The organism is Prevotella multiformis, from assembly GCF_018127985.1.
GTDB lineage: Bacteria > Bacteroidota > Bacteroidia > Bacteroidales > Bacteroidaceae > Prevotella > Prevotella multiformis.
The window spans coordinates 1,100,875-1,122,749 of sequence record NZ_CP072358.1 but is presented as its reverse complement, the minus strand read 5'-3'; the positions used below and the strand labels follow the sequence as shown (position 1 = coordinate 1,122,749).

Here is a 21,875-nt window from a genome sequence, read left to right as displayed (position 1 = left end):
GGATCCACGGAAGGAAAGACGGAAAACGGCCGGACAAGCCTTCCCTTTCCGTACTATTTTAGGACGGTCGCCCTGCGGATATGCGTGTCTGCCAGCGGACGGTCATTCGCATCGACGGCCTGCCGCTGGATGCGGTCCACGACCTCCAGTCCCTCCAGTACCTGCCCGAAGACCGTGTACTGCCCGTCCAGATGGGGCGTTCCGCCCACCGTCCTGTAGATCTCACGCACAGCCGGGGTCATCTTCACCTTTCCGCCGGTATGTGCGTCAAGCCGCTCCTGCGCCCAGTCGAGCTGTCCGTCAGAGAACTTTATTCCCCATACGATGTAGAACTGGGAAGCCGACGATTCCCACTTCGGATTGACATCATCAGGCTCGCGCGCCGCCGCAACGGCGCCCCGGCGATGGAGCAGCGCAGGATAATGTATCTCCGCCGGGATCGAACAGGTCTCCGGCGTATCCCCCACGGCCTCGCCGGGCTTCGCCGTCTTCGATCCCAGATCGCCCGTCTGTATCATGAAGTCCTTGATGACACGGTGGAACAGCACGCCGTTGTATGCTCCGCTGCGTACCAGCTTCAGGAAATTGTCACGATGGCGCGGGGTCTCGTTGTAAAGCTGGATGCGGATGTTGCCGCTGTCCGTCTCGAGCAGCACCTCATGGCGCAAAGTGTCGGCCGGTGCCTGCGCCCAGCCACAGGCTGCGGAAAAGGCCAGAACCAAAGAACACAAAATCTTCTTCATCGTTTTCATAAATATCAATTCCCGGCAAAGATAAGCATTTCAGGACGAATATCCTAATACTGAAAGGATAAAAAACGTTGCAGACCTGCAATATATCAGGGAAAGGAAGTAACTTTGCACGCTCCATCAAGGAGTCCGGGGGACAGTCCCCGCGGAATTTCCATCACGGCGGCAGACCGGCAGAGGCCTGTTTTCCAGAAACGGGGACAGGGCAGGGAAGCCTTGTCATCCCTGACGGACCGGACACCGGCCGCTGACACCGCCGGACATCAGACAGAACAGAAATGACACAAAAGAAAAGTATATTCCAGCGTCCGTTATGGGTGACCGTCTTCGCCCTCACGGCTGCCACAGCATGGGGATGGGCCTATCCGCTGATCAAGTCGGGATTTGCCGCATTCGGCATCACCTCCGGCATGACGGGGGCGAAAATGCTCTTTGCAGGGATCCGGTTCTGCCTTTCGGGGCTGATCATACTGGGCATGGCAGGTGCCGGCCGACGGGACTTCCACGTGAGGAAGCCGGCCGACTGGTGGTATATCCTGCTCTTCTGCCTGCTGAACACCACCCTGCACTATGCCTTCTTCTACTTCGGACTCTCCCACAGCGAAGGTTCCCGGGCAGCCATCCTCAACTCGCTGAGCGTCTTTTCCGTCGTCATCCTTGCCTGCATCTTCTTCAAGAGCGACCGCATGACGGTGAAGAAGATCATCGGCTGCATCGTCGGCTTCTCCGGCATCCTGTCGCTGAACTTAGGAGGGACGGAGAGCGGACGGTTCACCTGGCTGGGCGACGGCATGATCATCCTCAATGCGCTTTGCGGCGCATCGGCCTCACTGCTCACCCGCGGACTGGGGAAACGCATCGACGTGTTTGTCGGTACGGGATACAGCCTCGCCATCGGAGGAGCGCTGCTGATTGTCCCGGGACTGCTGCTGGGCGGCAGCCTGCCGCAGATCACCGCGCCGGGCATCGTCTGCCTGCTGCTGCTCATCGCCATCAGCACCCTCGGCTTCACGCTCTACAACAAACTGATCACCTGCAATCCTGTCGGCCGGATAGCCATCTACAATTCCCTGATTCCGGTTGTCGGGGCCGTCACCTCCTGCCTCTGCCTCGGTGAGGTTTTCTACTTGAAATACGTAATAGCCGGAGCATTGGCGGCAGGCGGGATATACCTTATCAGCAAGTAGGTCTCCCCCGGGCAGCCCGGCAGCCTGTACGCACCTCTCTCTGCAACCCTTACGGACAACGCCTCTTCCTCCTGCAGAACCGGCCCGGAGAACCGGCCTCCACGCCATGCGGCTTCCATCCGACGAAAGAACCGGAGCAGAAAGACCGGCTGCACGCAACGGGTAAAACAACTTTACATTCCGAGGCCGTCAAACCTCTTTTCCCGTCCCGACGAACCCTTTCTGGAAGAACGGGAACGGCAGGCAGGAGAACAACCAACGGTCACTTGCCTTCCAGCCAACGCCTGATTGCGTTCCAATCAGTGCTTACTTGGGCGCTTACCAACGCCTGTTTGCACCGCAAGGAAGCACCTTTTGAAAAGAACCTCTTATCTCATTGTCTACAAGCGGGTTGCAAAAAGCCTGAAAAGTCCGGGAAGTCTGTATCTGAAATATTCCCCATGCGAATTGAAGAGGAGAGACTTGGCAGGACACCGCAGGGAAAAGGGAAGTAAATTATAAGGACAAAACACACGCCCCCCATCGTGGAGCAGCTGACAAGGTACGGCCATCACAGGGGAAACCTTTTTGAGAGAAAGGGGAAACGACACGCTTCCCCGCTTGGAGAAGAACCAGAGGGAGACGGGAACGCCCGCCGCCGTTCAGGACGACACCCGGGGACGATCAGATGCAATAGTCCGCAGCATCCACCAGTCCCGACCGCATGGCATAGCGCATGGCCTCGTGTACACTGTTGACCCCCAGCTTGCGAAAGATGTTCTTACGGTGCGTATTCACCGTATGGAATGACGAAAAACGCTTCTCGGCTATCTCTCGGGTCGTCATCCCCAGGGCGATCTCCTTCAAGATTTCGGTCTCGGTCTTCGTCAGCTTCACCGTCTCCCTGTCAGGAGTCTCCGCAGGGGTCAGGAGCAGGCCGGCGGCGTGCTGGCAGAGGAAACGCCGTCCGTGCAGCACATAGTCGAGACACTGTTCTATCTCCGGCAGCTTCGCATCCTTCATAAGCACGCTTACCAGACCGCTGGCACTGACAACGCTGCGGATGAAACCGACGCTGAGTTCCTCGCTCCAGAGTACCAGGTGTGCAAGCGGATAACGCTGCCCGAGCACGAGCAGGTCGGCCGCACCGGAGAAATCGAACAGGGTATAATCCAGTATCACGACGGCCTCCGGACACGCTTTCAGCCGGTGCATCAGTTCAGACTTGCCGGCTGCCACCCGGCAGGAGACCTCTCCCATGCGTGAGAGGACATGGAGCAGCCCCGCCCGTGTAATATCCTGATTGTCCGCTATGATGATCTGTTTCATCTTTGTTCCTTCCTGCTGTTTTATCCTGCCGGAGAGTGCAAAAGTAGGGAAAATAATCGAGAATATAAAAAAAATATTGTAAGTTTGCAACATCATTCAAACACATTACCTGAAATGAAGAAACTGCTTTTCCTCGTAGCCGGACTGCTGATGGCAGCTGCCGCCGGCGCACAGATACAACGGCCGAAGCTCGTCGTCGGGCTCGTTGTCGACCAGATGCGCTGGGATTATCTCTACTACTATTATGACGAATATGAGAACGACGGCCTGCGCCGGCTGCTCGACCATGGCTTCTCGTTCGAGAACACGCACATCAACTATGCACCGACGGTGACCGCCATCGGACACAGTTCGATATTCACAGGGTCCGTCCCTGCGATTACAGGCATTGCAGGAAACTATTTCTACCAAGATGACAAAAGCGTCTATTGCTGTGAGGACAGGACCGTGAAGAGCGTCGGTTCGGACAGCCGGGAAGGACAGATGAGTCCGCGGCGGATGCTCACCTCCACCATCGGCGACGAGCTGCAGACCGCAACCGACTTCCGGTCGAAGGTGATCGGCGTGGCGCTGAAGGACCGTGCCTCCATCCTGCCGGCCGGCCATGCGGCTGACGGTGCTTACTGGTGGGACACCTCGGCAGGACATTTTGTCACATCTACCTTTTACATGGACAGGCTGCCGCAGTGGGTCGAGGACTTCAACAGAAAGAACCATACCGCTCCCCGATTCGACATCAAAGGATCGACGCAGGGCGTGACGATGACCTTCAAGATGGCAGAAGCGGCATTGAAGAACGAGCGGCTCGGCAAGGGGAAGGAGACGGACATGCTCACCGTGAGCGTCTCTTCGACGGATATCATCGGACACAAATACTCTACCCGGGGCGAGGAGAACCATGCTGTATACATGCAGCTGGACAGGGACCTGGCACAGTTCCTTAAAGCACTTGACCAGGAAGTGGGCGAGGGAAACTATCTGCTCTTCCTGACGGCTGACCACGGCGCTGCACACAACTACAACTATATGCGTGAGCATCGCATCCCGGCCGGCGGATGGGACTATAAGCAGACCGTAACAGACCTTAACGCCTATCTGCAGGGGAAGTTCGGCATCAGTCCGGTAATGAGCGAGGACAATTACCAGATCTACTTCAACGACTCACTGATTGCCGCTGCTGGAAAGAAGAAGCAGGAGGTGATTGACGAATCGGTAGACTGGCTGAAGAAGGACCCGCAGTTCCTTTATGTCTTCGACGAAGAGAAAGTGACGGGGACGACCATGCCGGAATGGATCAAGGAACGCATGGAAAACGGGTACTTCCGCGGACGGTCCGGAGAGATCGGTGTCGTCACCCGTCCGCAGTTCTTCGGCGGGAAGGACGACCCGGCCTTCCGTGGAACACAGCACGGGCAGCCGTTCCCCTATGACACACACATTCCCTTCCTGCTTTACGGATGGCACGTGAAACACGGTTCGACGAATACGGAGACACATATCGTCGACATCGCACCGACAGTCTGCGCCATGCTGCATATCCAGATGCCAAACGGCTGTATAGGAACAGCAAGATACACCTACTGAATTACAAACAACTTTTCTCTGCACGGCACGCCACGGAATCCTTCCCGGCGAAGGAGGCGAGGCGGCATGCAGACCCTATACTTATGCACATTGCAATCGCAGGAAACATAGGGAGTGGCAAGACGACACTCACGACCATGCTGGCCAGACGATATGGATGGAAGCCGAGGTTCGAGTCGGTAGACTACAATCCCTATCTGGAAGATTATTACAAAGACATCAAACGCTGGTCGTTCCCCATGGAGGTGTTCTTCCTGAAAGAACGCTTCAGAGATCTGCTGGAAATACGGCAAAGCGGAGAATCGGTCGTGCAGGACCGTTCCATCTACGAAGGGGTCTACGTCTTTACGGAAAACAATTACGCCATGGGCAACCTTGACGACCGTGACTACGAGACCTACATGGAACTGTTTGAGGACATGACGGATGCCGTCCGCTTCCCCGACCTCATGATCTATCTCCGGTCTTCGGTCAGCCACCTCGTTTCCAACATAGAGAAACGGGGACGGGAATACGAACAGAAAATGCCCCTGGATTATCTCGAAAGCCTCAACAGACGCTACGACGAGTTCATCAGGGACAAGTACAAAGGGCGTGTCCTGACCATCGATGTCGACAGGCTCGACTATCAGCACCGGCCGAAAGACTTCGGCTTCATCACCGACAAAATAGACCGGGAACTCTTCGGACTGTTCTGACTTCCGACCTCTTTTCCGGAGGGATGCCAAAAGACGAAGAAGGGCATCGCCATTACACAACAGACAAGAAACAATAATCTCACGCCCCGACACCGAAGGCTCTCCCCGAGAGAAGCTGACAGGAAGAAGGGGATTCACAGACATACATTATGCACATAGCCATTGCCGGAAACATCGGAGCCGGAAAGACAACGCTCACGAAGATGCTCGCCAGAAGATACGGATGGAAAGCCCACTTCGAGCCGGTCGACAACAATCCCTACCTGGAAGATTACTACAAAGACATGACCCGCTGGTCGTTCAATCTGCAGATATACTTCCTCAACAAGCGTTTCCGCGACATCGTGGAGATCTCACGCTCGGAAGAGACCATCATACAAGACCGCACCATCTTCGAGGACGCACGCATCTTCGCGCCCAACCTCTATGACATGGGGCTGATGTCCGAACGCGACTTCAAGAACTACACGGATCTCTTCGACCTCATGCTCTCGCTGGTCAAGCTGCCCGACCTGCTGATCTACATCCGCTGCTCCATCCCCCGCCTCATCGACCATATCCAGCAGCGCGGACGGGACTATGAACAGACGATGCGCATAGACTACCTCCGGGGACTGAACCAGCGGTACGAGGACTGGATCAAGACCTACAAGGGACATCTGATGATCGTAGACGGCGACACGACCGACTTCCAAGAGAATCCGCAGGACTTCAAGCGCGTCACGGACATCATCGACGACCGCCTCTTCGGACTGTTCCCAATGGAGTAAGGATGCCCCACCCTCCAACCGAGAGGCGGCCGCAGAGCAGGCCGGCCCTGTACCGGGACTCCCCCCATGCTCCTGCCATCCGTTCCTCCCTCATCGCCTGTCCGCACCCTGAACGGCCGGCGGATACTTTTGGCATGATATTTGTTTTGTAACGATTACAAAGTATGAACCCGCCCTGCGGACAGGACATACTGTCCCAGAAGGGCGCACAACACGATTATACAAGTATGGAAAAAGTAAAGACCCTGATAATCGGCAGCGGGCCTGCAGGCTATACCGCAGCCATCTATGCCGGACGTGCCAACCTCCAGCCAGTACTCTACTCCGGACTGCAGCCGGGCGGACAGCTGACGACTACGACCCTCGTCGAGAATTTCCCGGGCTTCCACGAAGGCATAGATGCCAACCAGCTGATGGACGAAATGCGCCGGCAGGCTGCACTTTTCGGTGCTGACCTCCGCGACGGGTCCATCGTAAAGGCCGACCTCGGCAGCCGTCCCTTCCACCTTGAAGACGAACGCGGCAACAAGATCGAGGCAGAGACCGTCATCATCGCCACCGGTGCCAGTGCGAAATACCTTGGGCTGCCAGACGAAGAGAAGTACCGCGGACAGGGTGTCAGTGCCTGTGCCACCTGCGACGGCTTCTTCTATCGCAAGCGTACGGTAGCCGTCGTCGGCGGTGGAGACACAGCCTGCGAGGAGGCCATGTATCTCTCCGGACTGGCGAAGAAAGTGTACATGATCGTGCGGAAGCCCTACCTGCGTGCTGCGGAAATCATGCGCAAACGCGTGACCGAGAAAGAGAACATCGAAATACTTTACAATACCAACACGCTGGGACTTTTCGGTGAGAACGGCGTCGAGGGAGCGCACCTCGTCCGCTTCAAGGGCGAGGAGAACGAGGAGAAGTACGATATCGACATCGACGGCTTCTTCCTCGCCATCGGGCACACTCCCAACACAGAACTGTTCAAGGGACAGCTGGAGACGGACGGCCAGGGCTTCATCGTCACCCGTCCGAAATCTACCGCCACCAGCATCGAGGGTGTCTATGCAGCAGGCGACGTAGCCGACCCCACCTACCGGCAGGGAGTCGTGGCAGCCGGCACCGGTGCCATGGCAGCGATTGAGGCGGACCGTTTCCTGCAGAAACAGTAGAAAATCCCTCCAAGTGATTCTCTCCGACAGCAGGGATATAGGATCCATGCGGACGTAAAGAAAGACGACAACGGACGTACGAGCCGTATATCCCTGCCTGTGCCATACAGCGTTTCAAGACCGCAGCAGGCCGGCAGCCGGTCCTGCCGCTCCGTCTCGGTCTTTCTCCATTCAGACAAACAACTTAATTCCACCGACTTATGCGCAACATCCTATCCATCCTGTGCAGTCTTGCCTTACCCGTCCTCGCCGAGGCAGCGGGCTGCGGCATCCTGATGACCGGAGCGGCATCCTGCACAACCAAACCTAACACGAATATGTTACAGACCGATTCCGGAGCCGTCTCCAAGACGAGATTCACCCGGCCCGACGATGCCACACTGCGTAAGACCCTTACACCGGAGCAGTATGCCGTCACGCAGCAGGCAGCCACCGAACGTCCTTTCACCAATGCGTACGACCATGAGTTCAGAGAAGGCATCTACGTGGATGTCACGACAGGCGAGCCGCTCTTCTCATCGGCAGACAAGTATGATTCAGGATGCGGATGGCCGGCTTTCTCCAAGCCCATCGACAAAAGCCTCGTCACCGACCATACGGACACTTCACACGGAATGGTGCGCACCGAAGTGAGAAGCAAGACCGGGAAGGCGCATCTGGGGCATGTCTTTGACGACGGCCCCGCCGAGACCGGCGGAAAAAGATATTGTATCAACAGTGCTTCGCTGCGCTTCATCCCACTTGAGAAGATGAAGGCTGAAGGCTACGGAGCCTACATCCATTTAGTAAGACCCATGAAAGAAATCTATGTCGCAGGCGGATGCTTCTGGGGAACAGAGCACTATCTCAAGCAGATAGAAGGTGTCACGGCCACGGAAGCGGGCTATGCGAACGGAATCATCAAGAACCCCACCTATGAAGAGGTATGTACGGACAAGACGCAGTTTGCCGAAGCCGTCCACATCACCTACGACCCGAAAGTCATCAGCCTGGAGTTCCTGTTAGGCTTATACTTCAAGGCCATCGACCCGACAAGTGTGAACCGACAGGGCAACGACCGGGGGACGCAGTACCGCACGGGAATCTACTATACCGATCCGGCCGACCTCCCCACAATCAGAAAGGTATTTGCGGAAGAGCAGAAACAGACGAGCGGGAAGATCGCCGTCGAGGTGAAGCCCCTGAAGAATTTCTATAAGGCAGAGGAGTATCACCAGGATTATCTCGACAAACATCCTTCAGGCTACTGCCACCTCCCGCAGGCACTCTTCGAGTATGCCCGCAAGGCGAAGATGAAGAAATAGAGAACACCCGGAACGTAATACAGCGATCGGATGCCCTTGGGCGACCGATCGCTGTTTTTTTCACCTGTTCTCCCGGAAGCCCTCTCCTGAACAGGGACCGGACCGTCCGCGCCCGGTTATCTGCCTGCCGTCAGCTTCCTGCGCTTCAGACGCCTTATCCGCCAGCGGCGGGAGCGGCCAACGAAACGTTATCTGCTTGTCGTCAGACCGCTGCGTTTCGGACGCTTATACGACCGGTAGTCGTCGAGTTCTATCTCAATATCGGGCTCCACCAGCACACCGGCCTGCGGCAGGCGGAACTTCATGTACCTGATATCCAGTCCCCGGTCAATCCATTGGTTCTCATAATAGGTGTGGATGCCCAGGATTTCACGTGTCTTCTCGTCCATCAGATGCGCTGCCGCCCTGTCTCCTTCAAGCGTATTGCCATACAGGTCTTCCGTCCGGTAAAGAACAGGAAGATGATTGGCCTGAACCATATAGGTCGTGTATGTAAAGAGGAAATTCGAGTCTGTCTTCAGATGCACGATCCCTCCATCCACCAGGAAACGCCGGTAACGTTCCATAAAGAATGTCGACGTCAGGCGTTTGTGTACGTTCTTCATCTGCGGATCCGAGAATGTAAGCCATATCTCCTGTACCTCGTCCTCGCCAAAGAAACGGTCGATGACCTCGATGCTCGTTCGGAGGAACGCCACATTGTCCAGGCCGCCCTCCAGAGCCTGCCTGGCACCGGTATAGATGCGTGCGCCCTTGATGTCTACGCCGATGAAGTTGATGTCCGGATAGACACGTGCCAGCCCGACGGTATATTCGCCTTTGCCACATCCCAGTTCAAGTACAATCGGGTTGTCATTATGAAAATACTGCTCACGCCAGGATCCTTTCATCCCGAACGGGACTTCACTGATGACACTGAAAGGATACTGAAAGACATTCTTGAATGTCTCCATCTCCGCAAACTTCTGCAACTTACCTTTACTCATGGCTGCAAAGTTACAACAAAATTAAGGAATGAGAAAAGGCACGGCCGATTTTATCGCATCATCGCCCGCATCGCCTCCTACGGAGAAGTCCTTTCGGCAAACGCCTTTCTCTCCTCACCGTGACCGTCTGCACATACAGCTTCCAGCAGCCGCACTTCCCCAAGCCAATATGCCGGGAAGCACAGAACCGTCTACGGACAAGCCGGAAACAATCAGGCCTCCAGAAAAGAACGCATCGTCTCCACCGGCTGAAACAGATCATTGCCCTGTCTGTCCGAACACAGCCGCAACGGAAGCTGGACAGCAGAAAAAGGGTTCTTCCGTTAAATGCACAGATGCTTTTCGCATGGCTTTGACGGAAGAACCGAAGTGATTCATTCAACAAAAACATAGCCAGGGCCGTCAACCGGCTATTCCATCATCATCCTCCGATACAACAGCCTTTCCAATTTAATATGTTGAAAACACAGACAAGGTTTTGAAAAACCATTACATAATTTCAGACAAATCATCTGCAAATATAAAAAAGACACGTGCAAAAAGCAGGTTCGTAAACTTCGGTAAATCAACAGGTTATCAAGTCGTTTGTAAAAGGTGCCTGATTGGACTTCAAAAGGGCGTTAGTAACACGCTGAAAGAGCACCTGTTGCAAGTCAATCAGGCATCTGTTAGAAGCCAAAAGAGCATGTGTTGCTTTGCATTGCATGAAAACAGTTTACAAACACCGATGATGTGAGAATAGGTTGTTCGTAGAAGACAGAAAGACAGGCTGATGGTCAGACATCGCTTCTATCTGCCTTTCCTGTATTTTATCTTTCAGTTTATCCTCCTTTGCAAGATCATCTGCTTTCGGACAGTCATGCCCTGCAAGTGCATAGGCCTTTCTTCTATTTCCAATCTATGCACTTGACAGAAGAATCAAAAAAGGCAGCAGAAAACGGATGATTCCGTCTCTGCCGCCTTCTGTCTTTCCATCCTTGATCTTAGAACTTAGCCATTTTGATGGCGTCAATTGCACATTCGTCCCCCTTGTTTCCGAGCCTTCCGCCACTGCGGTCCTTTGCCTGCTGCAAGTCGTCCGTGGTGAGCAGCCCGTAGATGACGGGGATGTTCTGTGTGGCGTTGAGATGCGCAATGCCGTAGGTGACCCCCTCGCAGATATAGTCGAAGTGAGGAGTCTCTCCCCGGATGACGCTTCCGAGGATGATGACGGCATCGAATCCGTCGTTCTTGGTCATCTGCTGCGCTCCGTAGATCAGCTCGAAGCTGCCGGGAACCGTCTTGATGTGGATGTTCTCCGGGAGAGTGCCATGCTTCTCAAGTGTCTTGACGGCCCCGTCAAGGAGAGCATCGGTGATTTCCGGATTCCACTCGGCTACGACGATGCCAAAGCACATGTTGCTCGCGTCAGGTACGCTCTGTGCATCGTAGTCGGATAAGTGATGAAGTTCTGTTGCCATGACGGTTTAGTTGGAGGCACGCTCAATGTATTTGTCAATATCCTGATAGACAGGAGAGTTGACATACTTCTTCTTGATCTCCTTATAGATCTCGAGCGCATCGGCCTTCTTTCCCTCACTCTCGAGGAGAATGCCCGCCTTGCGCAGTGCCAGCGGTGCGATGCTGAGGTTGGTGTCGTCGGCAGCCTCCGCATCGGCCATCTTGGCAGCCTTCTTGAAACAGTCGACCGCCTTGTCGTTCTGGTTGTTGTTGGCATAGATGTCGCCTAGTGCCATCTGGGATGCCGGGCTGATCATCTCGTCGTCGGACGTGCTGAACTTCTCGGCGTTCTCCAGTGCCTTTGCCCAGTCCGGCTTGGCCTGATGGGCGTAGCAGAGTGCCACATAGAGGTTGGCAAGGTTGCCGGCAGCTGTGCTGCTGTAGTCGCTCTGTACCTTCTGGAAACCGGTGAGCGCCTGGTCGTACTGCTGTCCGTTGAAGAGCATCTGGCTCTTTGCCAGCTCTGTACTGGCCTCCGCCTCGCGCGGCGCTGAGATGAAGTTCCTGTAAAGGATGACACCTGCCACGACAACGATGAGCGCTGCGACAGCGATAAGGAGCTGCTTCTTGTATTTCAAGAAGACGGCTTCCGAATGGTTAAGGGTTTCTTCGTATGTACCCTGTTCTTGTTTTTTTGCCATTTTTATTATTGATGTATTTATTTTTATCTAAGCTGCGGGGCGTGCATTATAGCGCGACAAAATTAGTGAAAAAGTCGCATATATTGAAATTTATCAACGACTTTTTTCTTTTATTGGGTGGAAATGAACTATCTTTGCAGAGGTCGGGAAAGGGCTGTCCGGCAATCGGCCGTCCGGAAACCGGCGGTGTGCCGCCGCCGCTGGTCTCACGCTCCGGAGGAACGGCGACAGCGGCCAGCTGCGGTCTTTTTCTTATTCCTCAAAATCAAAGACGATGCAATTAGACAAATTATCCATCATAAACTACAAGAACATACAGGCGGCCACATTGAATCTGTCTGCCAGGCTCAACTGTTTCATCGGTCGGAACGGAGAGGGAAAGACCAACCTGCTGGATGCGGTCTATTATCTTTCTTTCTGCAAGAGCGCCTTCAATCCCAAGGATTCCGAGGTGATACGCCATGATTCGGATTATTTCGTGCTGGAGGGGAACTACACCACGGATGCCGGTGAGCAGGGACAGGTGTACTGCGGGATGAAGCGCGGCACGAAGAAGCACTTTAAGTGGAACAGAAAGGAGTATAAACGGCTGTCCCAGCATATCGGAAAGGTGCCGCTGATATTCGTATCGCCTGCTGACGCCGCACTGATCGAGGGGGGCAGCGAGGAGAGGCGGAGGCTGATGGATGTCGTCATTTCGCAATATGACACACCTTATATAGAAGCTCTCGGCCGTTACAACAAGGCTCTGCAGCAGCGCAACAGCCTGCTGAAGCAGGAGGAAGAGCCCGACCCGACGCTTATGGAACTGCTCGAAATGCAGATGGCCGAGCATGGAGAGACGCTCTACCGGAAGCGGAAAGCCTTTGTACAGGAGCTTACACCGGTCTTCCAACGCATCTATCAGACCATCTGCAGCAACCGGGAGCAGGTCTCGCTCGAGTATGTCTCGCATTGTCAGCGGGGCAGTCTGCTGGACGTGATACAGCGCGACCGCGCCAAAGACCGCATCATGGGGTTCTCCCTGCACGGCACGCACAAGGACGACCTGGTGATGAAGCTCGGAGGCTATCCGATGAAACGCGAGGGGAGTCAGGGACAGAACAAGACCTACGTACTGGCTCTGAAGCTCGCACAGTTTGATTTCCTGCACCGCACATCCGGCAACAATACGCCGCTGCTGCTGCTTGACGACATCTTCGACAAGCTCGACAGCAGCAGGGTGGAACAGATCGTGCGGCTTGTCTCGGGCGATGACTTCGGCCAGATATTCATTACCGATACCAACCGGGATCACCTGGACCGGATTCTGCAGGGGAGTGGATTTGATTACAAACTGTTCTCTGTCGAAAACGGAGAAATCAATCAGCGGGAGGACTGAGGATCATGTTCAGACGGAAAGTGCAGCCGTTGGGAGACGTGCTCAATCAGTTTCTGAGACAGGGCGGACTGGAAGCCCCTCTGCTGCAGAAGCGGCTTGTCGATGCCTGGGACACCGTGGCGGGAGCTGCCGTGGCACGGTACACGCAGGGGAAGTTTATCAGGAACCAGACCTTGTTCGTGAAGATACAGAACCCTGCCTTGCGTGCAGACCTCTGCATGATGCAGTCGGAATTGGTGAAGAAACTGAATGCGGCCGTCGGCTCCATGGTCATTACGGAAGTCCGGTTCTACTGACTTCCGTCTTGCGTCCGCCTCCCGGAGGCGGACACTCGGACAGACGGTCGGCCGGATGGTGAAAAACTGTTGCAGCTCTTTCGCATGGCCCCTGTTTTCTGACAATAAGTATTGACGCAGGTCAATAAATATTAAAATAATTGTAATTTGTGCTGGATAATTTTGATGTGTGCGCAAACAATCGTACCTTTGCACCGTCAAAAGACAAATAAATAGATTGTTTAGGTTAGTAGTAATAGATTTAGGTTTTTAGTTATTTAGTTTAAGGTAGAACAAAAGAGATTGTTCAGATAACAGACATTAGGTTATTAGTTCAAGGTAGCAAAGAAGATTGCATAAAGGATAACAAAGATGCAAGATGATTGGGGAACGCCGTGAGGCGCGAACCAAAAATCAAGCATGGAACGGACTTTTCATACGAAAGAAATAGTTTGAGGCACGACAGGATTCCTGTCGTGCTTTTCCGTATGTGCCTGTCAGCTTTGCAATGAGAAGGTCGTTACAATATATTACGGGTCAGTCCTAAAACCCAGTTGCAAGCCTATACTCTTAAGCACACAATTTCATAAGCCTATATAAAAAGAAAGGAATATCTGTAACTCCTCTGAACTGTGCCCTGAATGCCTTAACCTTAGCATTGAATGACTCGGCATTTGCATTCGTAGCTCTGTTTACAAAGAAATTGAGTATGGTTTGATAATGATTTTCAAACGTGTCAATCACTGTGTAGAAATTGTCCACTCCCAGCTCTTCAACCTCATTAAACCATTTTGCCAGCTTCAGCCTTGCAGCATCCTTGATGCTCTTGATGTTATAAATGTCGGTAAGTTTCATAGCCAAATCATATGCCTTTTTCAGTGTCGGATAATGTTCAAAGATGATTTCCGCCCTACCTTTCTGTGTTTCAGTCCACTTGGTCTTGTGCTTGGTCAATATGAACTTTGCTCTGGCGAGCAACTGCTTGCGCGTGTCACCATTGCTGTATCTAAATGGTATATATTCCTTACCCTTACTTTTAGCTTCTTTTATCTCCTCATTCTCTTTATCTCTTGCCATCCATCGGTAAGCAATACGCATGTCATCCAGAGCATCATAATATAGTTTCTGCACATGAAATCTGTCATTGGTAATAAGTGCTTTTGGAAAAACAGAGCGGGCTATGCGCATCATAGAAGATGATAAATCGAGTGTTATCTCCTTGACTGTCTTTCGTTTAGAAAGGTTTATCGTCTTGAGAACCTGGATGACGTCCTCTGCCTTGGTCCCTTTAACCACAGCTACCAAAGTCCCTTTTCTGCCCTTTCCCGCCTTGTTGGTCAGAAAAGTATAAACCTCGCCACTGCTTAGACAGGTCTCATCAATACTTAGGTTCTCACCTATGTTATCTTCAAACAATAGCCAGTCTTGAGCATGCCCCAACTGGTCCCAGCTACGATAATCACTGAAATGTTCCTTGTACTGTGTGGATAACTGCTTGCCATTTACGCCATAGTGCGCACCGATGCTTGCGATGCTCTCTGCAGTGGACTCAATTCTATTCTTTTAAAAAAGAAACGAACTCGGGGGATAGTTTACTGCCCTCGGCCGTCAAGTCATCATATGAATAAGTAAATATCTCTCCGTTGGAACTGTCACGCCACTTGCGACGGCGAACATGGAGGTAGACGGCTTTGCCACGAAGAGGAAAGTCCTGAATTACACGCTCGCTGGTAAAACCATAACTGCTTACAGTGCCTAGCTTATGGTCTGACTTTTCCATAAAGTTACGCTCGTCAAGCCAAAAGTCAAACTGGGAAACACTCTCTTGAATATCGACAACATCAAAGTAGTCGGCAAGTACATCTGGAAAGATGCAACGTAATAGTTGGTCACTCTTCATGATGCAAAGGTAATAAATACTTATGGAATTATGTGCTTAAGAGTATAGGCTTGCAACTGGGTTTTAGGACTGACCCTATATTACTGTCCGGTAAAAACGGAAGGCCATGGATGTCCATGTGTCCCTTCTTTTCGACCGGCGGTCCCTCATTGTTTTTGGAAAGGCCGGCCGCCCCCTTGTCAGACAAAGTTCGTTGGCTTCCGGCTTTCACGACAGGCTGTTTCCATCCCGGGTATCCGACGGCAGGCGTGTGAGCCATCAGCATGATCGGTATTCACCGACAACACGATCGGTTTTTGCCGACGACACAATCGGTATTTGCCGACAACACGATCGGTGTCGGGCATCAGTACATCATGCAGGGGAGCGTTGTTCGTTCCGCTCATGCTCATCCATATGCAGGAGGGAATGAACGGCTTCCACGGGGGCAGTCCGTCCGACGGCCATCATCACAGTATCCGGACAAGTCTGGCGGAATGGGAGAATGCACAGAGGTTTCAGCTTGATTTCCAGTCTTTTTTCGTACCTTTGCAGCCGGTCTCTGAATCACAGGAGGGAGACGCAGCTTGGTTAAGAAGCCAGATGAGTAAGATCATTCAGTTTATAAAGGATTGGACATTGCCGGTGTCGATAGGCACGGGAGCGTTGACGTACCTTGTCTTTGCCTTGATTCCGGCGTTGGATGGTGCCGGGGGATTCTTTGCTCCGGTCCTCAATGAGGCATTGCCGCTGTTTATGTTCCTTGTCCTGTATGTCACTTTCTGCAAGGTAGACTTCCGTAAGCTCGTCCCTGTAGGGTGGCATTTCTGGATCGGAATCTTCCAGGTGGCGTTCGTCGCCGCCGTTGTCGGTATGGCCCTCGTTATCCATGCCACGGGCAGGACGCTTATACTGCTCGAGGCTGTTCTCACCTGCATCATCGGTCCCTGTGCCTCTGCCGCAGCCGTGGTGACACAGAAGTTAGGCGGCGACCTCGAGGAGATGACGACCTATACGTTCCTCTCCAACTTTATCTGTGCCCTGCTCATCCCGGTCTGTTTCCCTCTGATAGACCCCTGTGCAGGCATGGCGTTCTGGAATGCCTTCCTGCTTATTCTGTACAAGGTGTGCATGGTGTTGGTCGTACCGATGTTCCTGGCGTATGTCACAAAGCACTGGCAGGTTCTTCACGGCTTCTACCAGTGGATGATCCATGTGAACGACCTCAGCTATTACCTTTGGGGATGCTCGCTGCTCATCGTATCGGGGACAACGGTGAAGAACATCGTACATGCCGATGTTACGGCCGGTTTCCTCCTGCTGATAGCGGTTCTGGCTCTCCTGCTCTGTCTGATTCAGTTTGCCGTGGGCAGATATGTCGGACATTTCTTCCACAGCACGGTCAATGCCGGTCAGGCCTTGGGGCAGAAGAATACGGCCTTCGCCATTTGGATCGCTTATACTTACCTGAATCCGCTCTCGTCAGTGGGGCCGGGATGCTACATCCTGTGGCAGAATATCATCAACAGTGTTGAGATCTGGCAGCATGGACGTGCCGGACAACACAGAAAGTAGACAATTGTGAAAGCAGTAAAGTATTTTATAGTATTCTTTTTCATCCTTTCCGTACAGTCGGTTTGGTCACAGGACACTGGCAGCAGCGCATTGCCGGACTGTCAGCCTGTCCGTCCGGCAGACTCGCCAGAACCTGATGCAATGCCTGTGCAGCCGGCATCGCAGCAGCCCCTGGAAGAGGCGGAGGAAATGATGCCCGCGCCTCTTCCGTCCTCCTCCACACATGTGGCACACATTACCGAAAGCCGCAACCAGATTGTTTTGCTTGTCGGCGACTCGATGGCCGACGGTCTGGGTGTGCGTTTCAACGATTACGCTGTCAAGAACGGATTTGAGTTCCACTCTGTCGTGTGGTATGGCAGTACGACGCGCGACTGGGCGATTGCTTCCGACCTCCAGTATCAGATAGAGCGGATCCATCCTACCTATATCATCATCAGTCTGGGTACCAATGATCTGGGATACAAAGATTACAGCAGACGTGAAACGGCGATACAGACGATACTGAACCGTATCGGCAACATTCCGTATGTGTGGGTCGGACCGCTGCCCTGGCACAGGGTGAAAGACCGCACGATCGTCAATGTCATCCGGGACTGTACGGGGACAGGACGCTTCTTTGACAGCAGTTCGGTCATTGCCTCGCGGACAGACGGGATCCATCCGACACGGCAGGGCGCTGCACTGTGGGTAGACAAGATTGTGCAGTGGATGGGCGAACCTGACAAGAATGCGAACCCCATTGAGATGGACAGACCCGACTTCACCACCCGCTTTACCCATGATGAAAAGCACGGGATGGGATACCATGGACGCAGATAGAGACGGCCTTTGGGGCACACCGGATCGGAACGGTCGATGATGATGTACTGCACCGTACGGTGAAAGAGACTTTTTCCGGTTCTTCCGTTAAATACATAGATTGGAAATAAAGGCTTATGCACTTGCATGATATGACTGTCCGAAATCGGATGGTCTTGCAAAGGAGGATAAACTGAAAGATAAAATACAGGAAAGGCAGATAGAAACGATGTCTGACCATCAGCCTGTCTTTCCGTCTTCTACGAACAACCTATTCCCACATCATCGGTGTTTGTAAACTGTTTTCATGCAATGCAAAGCAACATATGCTCTTTTGGCTTCTAACAGATGCCTGATTGACTTGCAACAGGTGCTCTTTCAGCGTGTTACTAACGCCCTTTTGAAGTCCAATCAGGCACCTTTTACAAACGACTTGATAACCTGTTGATTTACGGCAGTTTACGAACCTGCTTTTTGCACGTGTCTTTTATATTTGCAGATGATTTGTCTGAAATTATGTAATGGTTTTTCAAAACCTTGTCTGTATTTTCAACATATTAAATTGGAAAGGCTGTTGTATCGGAGGAGGAGGATGGAATAGCCAGTGACGGTCTTGCTATGTTCTTGTTGAATGAATCACTCCGGTTCTTCCGTCAAAGCCATACGAAAAGCATCCGCGCATTGGACGGAAGAACCAAGAGAAACGCTCCCTCCCAAGAGAAAAAGGGAGGGAGCGGATGCTTTCCGGCGGCCGAGGACAGCTAAAACTGGAAATAAATGAACGGCTGAATATCAGAGCTCTTCACCTGCATGATGATAAATATGACGACCGTGACGGCAACGGCAGAAAGCACGACACCCCCTTTTTCCAGGAGGCGCACACAGCGGTTCTGCCAGGAGTCGGGAATCCAGTGCGTCAGGAGGGCGAAGGCCATCAGCAGGAAAACATATCTATAAGCTACGAAGACATCGGGAAGAACGGCAGGGTTGAACTTCGTGAACATCTGCCTGAGCATGACCCACACCCCCTCGAAGTCCTTGCAGCGGAAGAAAAGCCATGTAAAGCAGAGGACGTGGAACGTGATGAACACGGAGACGAAACGGCGTATGCCGGCGGGATGATAATGTCGGTCGTGCCTCATGACGGTCTGCGACCAGAACTTGTGCAGGCAGACCAGCGCACCGTGCAGCACTCCCCACACGACGAAGTTGAGCGACGCGCCGTGCCACAGGCCACAGGCCGTCATGGCCACCATCTGGTTGAGATACATGTGCAGCGTCCCTTTCCGGTTTCCTCCGAGTGCGATGTAAACGTAATCGCGGATCCATGTAGAGAGCGAGATATGCCAGCGACGCCAGAAGTCGGTCATGGAATCGGCGGTGAGCGGCGCATTGAAGTTCATCGGGATCTTGAATCCGAGCAGCAGGGAGATACCGATCGCCATATCCGAATAGCCCGAGAAATCACAGTAGATCTGTATGCAGTAGCCGTAAAGGCCGAGGAGCACCTCCCCGCCGGAGAAGAGCGTCGGGTTGTCGAAGATGCGGTCGACGAAGTTCTGGGAGATATAGTCGGAGATGACCGCCTTCTTAAAGAGACCGATGAGGATGAAGAACACGCCCTGTGCGAACATCTCACGGCTGACATGAAGGGGCTTGCGGATCTGCGGTCCGAAGTCGGTCGCACGGGTGATAGGGCCTGCCAGGAGGGTCGGGAAGAAACTGACATAGAAAGCATAGTCGAGGAGCGATTCCATCGGTTCTACCTTCTTCCGGTAGACATCCACGACATAGGAAATGGTCTTGAAGGTATAGAAACTGATGCCGACAGGCAGGAAGATGTCCCACGGCTGGAAGTTGCTCCCGACCATCTGTGCGATCATCCCTGCAAAGAAGTTGGTGTACTTGAAGTAGCCCAGCAGACCGAGGTCAATGAGCAGACTGGCTGCCAGCCACAGACGAGGATGTTTCCTTTCGGCGATTTTCCGTGCAAGGCAGAAGTCGCTTACCGTGACGACAAGCAGCAGCAGGAAGTAGAAACCGCTGCTTTTGTAGAAGAAATAATAAGAGAAAAGCGTCACGAAGAGCAGTCTTGCATCCACCTTCCTGCGCAGACAGCAATAGCCCGTGACAAAGATCAGGAAGACGAAGAGGAACGCACCTGACGAAAAGAGGAGCGGTTCGCGCGGATTATAGAGCAGGATGTCTGCCGCCTTCGTGAAATCAAGGCCTGAGACATACGATGCCATGCTCTGCAGGAAGACTTTAAGTTGAGCCGTCATCTGGCTGAAAATATCATTTGTTTCCATCTTGGTTCTTTATAGGGTTTGTCAGCTCCGGCCGTGCCGCCGGATGCGCAAAGCCGTCTACTGTTCCATCAGCTTTGCACGGCGCGTATAATTCTTCTGTCCTGCCACGACAGACTTGAAGATGCGCTGGCTGACGTATTTACCCCCTTTGTAATTGATGTGTACATAGTCCTTGGTGCCCATGTCCTGCTCGTCAACAATGCGCATCATCGTCCCGGCGCCGCCCATGGCCTGGAAAAGATTGTAGAAGCCCACGCGGCAGTCGGCCGCAAGCTGCTCCTGGTATCCCACAAGCATCTCTACTCCCTTCATGGTGCCGTCGGGTGAAGTCTTCGACCCGCGGTCGGGCGTACTGACAACGAGGATGCTCGTCTCGGGGAAACACCTGCGGAAGAGTTCCACGACCCGCTTCATGTCGGCCATGTACTTCTTCAGCCGCTCCGGCGTCGTCTGTGCGTCGATGGCATTGACACCGAACTGGAAGACGATGAGGTCGTAAGGACGGACACGGGCGAACTCGGCCAGCATCTTCCCGGGAAGTTTCGCCAGGGTTATGCCCGAAGATCCCCGCATACTGAAGTTGTCGAGTACGATTCCCTCCTTTCCTTCCTGCGATGTGCCGAAAAGAACGGTGCCGGCACCATTCACCTTGACCGTGGCATGAGCCGTAATACCGTCCATCTTCACAGCCTGCACTTCGGGCGAAGGACTTACGCGCTGCGTGCTTTTCTTCCCGCCGTCCAGTTCAAAGCTGACGTCAGCCCCTCCTTTCGAGCGCAGATAGAGCCAGGTGCTTGCCCATTTCTCCGTATGCGGATAATCGTGCGTCAGGGCGAAAGGGGCGAACGACATCGTGGCCTGTCCGCCCATGGTATAATACCGCTCGGCCATGCCCGCCTGACCGACATCATAGCCCGCAGGCTTCTTCACCATGTGTTCTGTCAGTCCGGAAAACCTGTTGTCCACCGTATGCTTGTACTGGTCGAGGTCATTGCCGGCATCTATCCAGCCCACCCCGTAGCCGCCGTAGTACCGCTGGAGATCCTCCCGCAGGTCGGCAAGCAGAATATCTCCCTCTATGAACGAGTCGCCGAAATAGGCGATGCGCACCGGACGGCCGACCGCCTCCTTCCGCGCCAGCCGGTCGAGCTGGCTGTAGAAATGGTCGAGCCCGCCGCCCTTCCCGGCCGAATAGTCTACGATACGTTCCGTGCCCTTGGGCCATACTTCCCTGAAACGGATCGCCTTCCCGTCTTTGTCGTAAGCGACCGAAGCCGACGGCTCCTTGGGGGAAGGGATGACTTCCTTGAGTTCCTTCTTCTGTCTGGCAAGGTCGCTCAAAATGTCAATTTCCCGCAGTTCCGTCCCGTCTATCTTGAAGGTCGGGAGAAAGTGGAGCAGGAAAAGAAACAATGCCACCAACAGTGTCAGCAGCAAGGTTCGGTAGATATTATCTTTCATCTTAATCTAATGCTATGAAGTCGGTGTCTTGCCGGAACCCTCCGGTCTTTCTGCCTTCCGGAGCCGTCTTTCCGGTTTCCCCAGACTGCCTTTCCCGGCTTCGGATCTTTTATCCGGCATGCAAGTCCGTCATGCGCTTTCTTCCGAATGGCGGACTGACCGGGAAGAAACTCCCGGGTCTGTAGGGAAATCCGTTGCAGACGCCCACTTGCCTGGACTATCCTATTGTCTTATCCAATCTTTCCAGAAGGGCGGTTTCCCTCACATCGCAGGTGCGCCATGCAAGCCCTCCGGACAGGAACATACA

Annotated in this window: 19 protein-coding genes; 10 read left to right on the top strand and 9 right to left on the bottom strand. The window is 53.4% G+C overall.

What is annotated here, in order from left to right; translation table 11 throughout:
* Window positions 1-53 precede the first annotated feature (53 nt).
* Window positions 54-743: a peptidylprolyl isomerase gene (locus J4864_RS10635; protein WP_211814855.1), complete on the bottom strand. Its 690-nt coding sequence runs from the start codon at window positions 741-743 to the stop codon at window positions 54-56.
* Between the two features lie 284 nt (window positions 744-1,027).
* Between J4864_RS10635 and J4864_RS10630 the strand changes: the two genes are divergently transcribed.
* Window positions 1,028-1,936: a DMT family transporter gene (locus tag J4864_RS10630; RefSeq protein WP_211814854.1), complete on the top strand. Its 909-nt coding sequence runs from the start codon at window positions 1,028-1,030 to the stop codon at window positions 1,934-1,936.
* 663 nt (window positions 1,937-2,599) lie between these two features.
* Here J4864_RS10630 and J4864_RS10625 read toward each other — a convergent pair.
* On the bottom strand, window positions 2,600-3,244 hold the full coding sequence (locus J4864_RS10625; protein WP_211814853.1) for a helix-turn-helix transcriptional regulator: 645 nt from the start codon (window positions 3,242-3,244) through the stop codon (window positions 2,600-2,602).
* Window positions 3,245-3,358: 114 nt separating this feature from the next.
* Between J4864_RS10625 and J4864_RS10620 the strand changes: the two genes are divergently transcribed.
* The 5 genes from J4864_RS10620 (at window position 3,359) to J4864_RS10600 (ending at window position 8,760) form a co-directional block, all read left to right on the top strand.
* A complete protein-coding gene (locus J4864_RS10620) occupies window positions 3,359-4,828 on the top strand; it encodes an alkaline phosphatase family protein (protein WP_211814852.1) in 1,470 nt (489 codons plus the stop codon).
* Between the two features lie 83 nt (window positions 4,829-4,911).
* On the top strand, window positions 4,912-5,526 hold the full coding sequence (locus J4864_RS10615; RefSeq protein ID WP_007367425.1) for a deoxynucleoside kinase: 615 nt from the start codon (window positions 4,912-4,914) through the stop codon (window positions 5,524-5,526).
* Between the two features lie 149 nt (window positions 5,527-5,675).
* Complete coding sequence (locus tag J4864_RS10610; protein WP_007367424.1) at window positions 5,676-6,296, top strand: deoxynucleoside kinase; 621 nt, start codon at window positions 5,676-5,678, stop codon at window positions 6,294-6,296.
* Between the two features lie 227 nt (window positions 6,297-6,523).
* A complete protein-coding gene (trxB, locus tag J4864_RS10605) occupies window positions 6,524-7,456 on the top strand; it encodes a thioredoxin-disulfide reductase (protein ID WP_040554493.1) in 933 nt (310 codons plus the stop codon).
* A 200-nt stretch (window positions 7,457-7,656) separates the two neighbouring features.
* Window positions 7,657-8,760, top strand: coding sequence for a bifunctional methionine sulfoxide reductase B/A protein (locus J4864_RS10600; RefSeq protein ID WP_007367422.1), 1,104 nt, complete (start codon window positions 7,657-7,659; stop codon window positions 8,758-8,760).
* Between the two features lie 188 nt (window positions 8,761-8,948).
* On the opposite strand, the gene trmB is transcribed toward J4864_RS10600, so the two are convergent.
* The 3 genes from trmB to J4864_RS10585 form a co-directional block, all read right to left on the bottom strand.
* Window positions 8,949-9,746 (bottom strand): tRNA (guanosine(46)-N7)-methyltransferase TrmB, encoded by a 798-nt coding sequence (gene trmB / locus J4864_RS10595; protein WP_007367421.1) that lies wholly within the window; start codon window positions 9,744-9,746, stop codon window positions 8,949-8,951.
* A 983-nt stretch (window positions 9,747-10,729) separates the two neighbouring features.
* A complete protein-coding gene (ribH, locus tag J4864_RS10590; protein WP_007367418.1) occupies window positions 10,730-11,206 on the bottom strand; it encodes a 6,7-dimethyl-8-ribityllumazine synthase in 477 nt (158 codons plus the stop codon).
* A gap of 6 nt (window positions 11,207-11,212) precedes the next feature.
* Window positions 11,213-11,887, bottom strand: a complete 675-nt coding sequence (locus J4864_RS10585) for a tetratricopeptide repeat protein (RefSeq protein WP_007367417.1) — start codon at window positions 11,885-11,887, stop codon at window positions 11,213-11,215.
* Between the two features lie 274 nt (window positions 11,888-12,161).
* On the opposite strand from J4864_RS10585, the gene recF reads away from it, so the two are divergent.
* Together recF and J4864_RS10575 are read left to right on the top strand one after the other, a co-directional pair.
* Window positions 12,162-13,268: a DNA replication/repair protein RecF gene (gene recF / locus J4864_RS10580; protein WP_211814851.1), complete on the top strand. Its 1,107-nt coding sequence runs from the start codon at window positions 12,162-12,164 to the stop codon at window positions 13,266-13,268.
* A 5-nt stretch (window positions 13,269-13,273) separates the two neighbouring features.
* Window positions 13,274-13,564 (top strand): DciA family protein, encoded by a 291-nt coding sequence (locus J4864_RS10575; protein WP_007367414.1) that lies wholly within the window; start codon window positions 13,274-13,276, stop codon window positions 13,562-13,564.
* 549 nt (window positions 13,565-14,113) lie between these two features.
* Here J4864_RS10575 and J4864_RS10570 read toward each other — a convergent pair.
* A complete protein-coding gene (locus J4864_RS10570) occupies window positions 14,114-15,097 on the bottom strand; it encodes an ISAon1 family transposase (protein WP_449579656.1) in 984 nt (327 codons plus the stop codon).
* 1 nt (window position 15,098) lies between these two features.
* Window positions 15,099-15,443: an ISAon1 family transposase N-terminal region protein gene (locus J4864_RS10565; RefSeq protein ID WP_211813571.1), complete on the bottom strand. Its 345-nt coding sequence runs from the start codon at window positions 15,441-15,443 to the stop codon at window positions 15,099-15,101.
* Window positions 15,444-16,025: 582 nt separating this feature from the next.
* On the opposite strand from J4864_RS10565, the gene J4864_RS10560 reads away from it, so the two are divergent.
* Both J4864_RS10560 and J4864_RS10555 read left to right on the top strand, forming a co-directional pair.
* Window positions 16,026-16,997, top strand: a complete 972-nt coding sequence (locus J4864_RS10560; RefSeq protein WP_211814850.1) for a transporter — start codon at window positions 16,026-16,028, stop codon at window positions 16,995-16,997.
* Window positions 16,998-17,003: 6 nt separating this feature from the next.
* On the top strand, window positions 17,004-17,819 hold the full coding sequence (locus J4864_RS10555; RefSeq protein WP_211814849.1) for an SGNH/GDSL hydrolase family protein: 816 nt from the start codon (window positions 17,004-17,006) through the stop codon (window positions 17,817-17,819).
* A 740-nt stretch (window positions 17,820-18,559) separates the two neighbouring features.
* On the opposite strand, the gene J4864_RS10550 is transcribed toward J4864_RS10555, so the two are convergent.
* Together J4864_RS10550 and J4864_RS10545 are read right to left on the bottom strand one after the other, a co-directional pair.
* Window positions 18,560-20,080, bottom strand: coding sequence for an MBOAT family O-acyltransferase (locus J4864_RS10550; protein ID WP_394371032.1), 1,521 nt, complete (start codon window positions 20,078-20,080; stop codon window positions 18,560-18,562).
* A gap of 84 nt (window positions 20,081-20,164) precedes the next feature.
* The gene (locus J4864_RS10545) at window positions 20,165-21,568 is read right to left on the bottom strand and encodes an SGNH/GDSL hydrolase family protein (protein ID WP_211814847.1); all 1,404 of its coding nucleotides are present in this window, start codon (window positions 21,566-21,568) and stop codon (window positions 20,165-20,167) included.
* Window positions 21,569-21,875 lie beyond the last annotated feature (307 nt).